The sequence below is a fragment of the Ancylobacter sp. VNQ12 genome, assembly GCF_049445835.1.
GTDB lineage: Bacteria > Pseudomonadota > Alphaproteobacteria > Rhizobiales > Xanthobacteraceae > Ancylobacter.
In genome coordinates, this window is the sequence record NZ_JBMSDU010000063.1 from 1 (window position 1) to 1,624 (window position 1,624).

At 66.7% G+C, this 1,624-nt stretch carries 1 protein-coding gene and 1 pseudogene; both read right to left on the reverse strand.

Translation table 11 applies throughout. The features are described from left to right. Nucleotides 1-321, reverse strand: a pseudogene (locus tag ACO2RV_RS25075) (hypothetical protein); the annotation flags it as partial. Nucleotides 322-432: 111 nt separating this feature from the next. Then, a complete protein-coding gene (locus ACO2RV_RS25080) occupies nt 433-1,521 on the reverse strand; it encodes an IS110 family transposase (RefSeq protein ID WP_423296917.1) in 1,089 nt (362 codons plus the stop codon). Between the last annotated feature and the right edge of the window lie 103 nt (nt 1,522-1,624).

Sequence of the window (1,624 nt, forward strand, 5' to 3'; positions counted from 1 at the left end):
TTTATCCTGCCGTCCTAATCGGTTGTGCTTTGTCAGATCTGTTCGACATCGTCGTCTCTTCTCCATTGCATTCAATAATACGCTAAGCGGCGCCGCGCCGCACGACGGCTCCTGAGGCGAGAGTCCTGGTGCGCCGTGCAGTCCTCCGCGCTCGTCGACGGCCTGGTTCGGCTGCTCATCGGCAGCGCTCGATCCGTCGCGGCGCATCTTTCCATCGGAGCCACGGGGCTGCATCACAGGCATTCGAGCGCGGTCCGGCCGTCTTCCGATCGGCGCGGCCGCAGGCAAGATAGCGTGCTTCCCGTCGTCCTTGGTCTGCACCAGTTCTCATCCGCTTGCGCGGAGCTCCATCGTTGGTCGGGCGACGCCAAGCGCGTCGATCATCGATCCTTCAGCCGCCGGACACGTGGCACGGCGTGGGTGTTGGCACCGTCATGCATGCGCCCCCAACAGGCGGCGATCCTTCACCGCCGCGCGCGCCGCGACGTCCGCGGCGCTGGCGCCGGCGTGGCCGACATAGAACGTTCCGTCGGTCCACATGGCGTGCATGATCACCGCCAGCTTGCGCGCCACCGCCACCGTCGCCTTGCGGTGGCAGCTGCGTTTGGCGAGCTCAAGACCCCAGCTGCGCAGCTTGTCCTGGCCCTTGAAACGGGTCATCAGCGCGGAGCCGGCCTCGTACAGGGCGCGGCGCATATCGGGATCCCCGGCCTTGCTGATGCGGCCCTGGACGTCGATCGAGGAGCCGGACTGCCAGCGCCGCGAGGTCAGCCCGAAATAGGCGGCGACATCTCGCGAACGGCGGAAGCGCGAGGGATCATCGATCGCCGCCACAAAGCTCAGTGCCGTCACCGGGCCGACGCCGGGAATGCCGAGGAAGCGACGGCAGAGCTCGTCGCGCGCTACCATCTTCACCACCAGATCGTGCAGCCGGCAGTACTGCTTCCAGAGCGCGGCGCGCGCGATCAGCATCGCGTCCATCAGTTCGCTGGTCAGCGCATCGCCAGCAACCGCGTCGCGCACCGCCTGTTCGAAACCGCCGCGCCCGGTGCCCTTGATGCGGATACCAAACGCCTTGAGCGAGTGCCGGATGGTGTTCTCCAGGTCCAGCACCTTGCGTTTGAGATTGCGCCGCTGTGTCAGCAACAGGCGGATCCGGTAGCAGCGCTCCGACTTGATGTGGGCATGGCGAAACCAGCCGGTGCGCATCAGATGGGCGATGCCGAGCGCGTCGGCGGCGTCGGTCTTGTTGCGCTGCGCCGCCATCGCCGCGCGCACATGAACCGTCTCGAGACACACCGCCGGCAGGCCGAGCCGCATGAGCTCGGGATGCAGCCACGGCGACAGCGATCCCGCTTCGTGGCCGACCCGGCGCAAGCGCGGCAGAAACGGCACGACGGCGTCATGGATCGCCTGCGGATCCGTCTCTACCGTGCACCGAAGATGCACCTCGCCGCGCTCGTCGACCACGCACAGCGCGGTCGCCTCAAGGCCCACATCCAATCCGCAAAAGAATTCCATCAGCCGCCTCCTGCGTTGCGAAACACCAGGAGTTTGACGCGTTGGCGCCGGCGGCGGCAGCGAATTCGAAGACCCAGAACCGTCCCGCCGATTACGGGCGGCA

What these genes read in the sequence shown, in the direction of transcription:
- ACO2RV_RS25080 (WP_423296917.1), bottom strand. Translation starts at nt 1,521, where the DNA reads ATGGAATTCTTTTGCGGATTGGATGTGGGCCTTGAGGCGACCGCGCTG.